The sequence below is a fragment of the Amycolatopsis sp. NPDC039088 genome, from assembly GCF_055598845.1.
This window is the reverse complement of the sequence record NZ_JBVKAE010000092.1, coordinates 1-1,329: the sequence shown is the minus strand read 5'-3', so window position 1 is coordinate 1,329 and position 1,329 is coordinate 1. Positions and strand designations below refer to the sequence as shown.

2 protein-coding genes are annotated in these 1,329 nt (G+C 64.4%); both read left to right on the top strand.

Going from position 1 to position 1,329, the window contains the following annotated elements:
* The first annotated feature begins 70 nt into the window (after positions 1 to 70).
* Entirely contained in the window at positions 71 to 385 is a 315-nt protein-coding gene (locus tag ACZ7KI_RS43335) for a transposase (protein WP_470278814.1), read from the top strand.
* Entirely contained in the window at positions 382 to 1,287 is a 906-nt protein-coding gene (locus ACZ7KI_RS43330) for an IS3 family transposase (RefSeq protein WP_470278813.1), read from the top strand. Before ACZ7KI_RS43335 ends, ACZ7KI_RS43330 begins: the two co-directional genes overlap by 4 nt.
* Positions 1,288 to 1,329 lie beyond the last annotated feature (42 nt).

The following is a 1,329-nucleotide window of genomic DNA, read 5'->3' as shown; positions in this document are numbered from 1 at the left end:
TGGGCGTGACCCGTTTTGACGGACATCCAAGATCAGGAGGCTGTGTGCCTCCGGAAGGATGTCCCTCATCATGGAGACTATGGGCAAGAAGAAGTCTCGGGCTCGGCGTTCGTTCACGCGGGAGTTCAAGGCTGAGATCGTCGAGCTGTGTCAGCGCGGGGACCGGTCGATCGGGCAGGTCACGAAGGACTTCGACCTGACCGAGACCGCTGTGCGGCAGTGGATCGCGCAGGCTGAGCGGGACGCGGGAACCAGCACCGACGGCGGGCTGACCACCGATGAGCGGGCCGAGCTGGCCCGGTTACGGCGAGAAAACCGCCGCTTGTCCGAGGACGTGGAGATCCTCAAACGAGCAACAGCTTTCTTCGCGAAGGAGACCCGGTGAACGTGTACCCGTTCATCGAGGCGGAGAACGCCAGCACCACCGGCAACGTGAAACGTTCCTGTGAGCTACTCAAGGTCTCCCGAGCCGCCTACTACGCCCACCGCGACGCCGCCCCCTCCGCCCGCCGGCGGCAGGACGAGGAATTGACCGCCGAGATCATCGCGATCCACGACGAGTCGAAAGGCACCTACGGAACACCCCGGCTCCACGCCGAACTACGCGCCCGCGGACGGCGGCATTCCCGCAAGCGCGTCGCCCGGCTCCTGCGCGCCACCGGCCGCGCTGGCCGGGCACCGAAACGGTGGCGCACCACGACGGTTCCCGACCCGGCCGCGACCACCTCAGCTGATCTGATCAAGCGGGATTTCTCCTGCGGCGCAAGGGAAATCAACACTCGATGGTGCGGCGACATCACCTACATCCGAACATGGGAAGGCTGGCTGTATCTGGCCACGGTGATCGATCTCGGCTCACGGCGGGTTGTCGGATGGGCCACCGCGGATCACTTGCGCACCGACCTCATCGCCGAGGCGCTCAACAACGCGGTGGCGCAGCGTCGCCCCGCACCTGGGGTGATCTTCCACTCCGACCGGGGCTGCCAGTACACCTCCACCCAATTCGTCGATCTCGCCGAGTACCATGAGGTGCATTTATCGTTGGGGCGTAAAGGAGAATGCTGGGACAACGCGGTCGCCGAGTCGTTCTTCGCCACGATCAAAACTGAACTGATCGATCGCCGTGGCTGGCCAACGCGGACCGCTGTGCACAAGGCGATCTTCGAGTACATCGAAGGCTGGTACAACACCCGCCGCCTGCACTCCAGCCTCGGCTACCTCAGCCCCAACGCCTACGAAACCAGCCACCACGCGACCGACTACACAACCGGCCGTCAGGTAGCCTGACACCACCTCATCGACCCTGTCCGTCAAAACGGGTCAACCCCA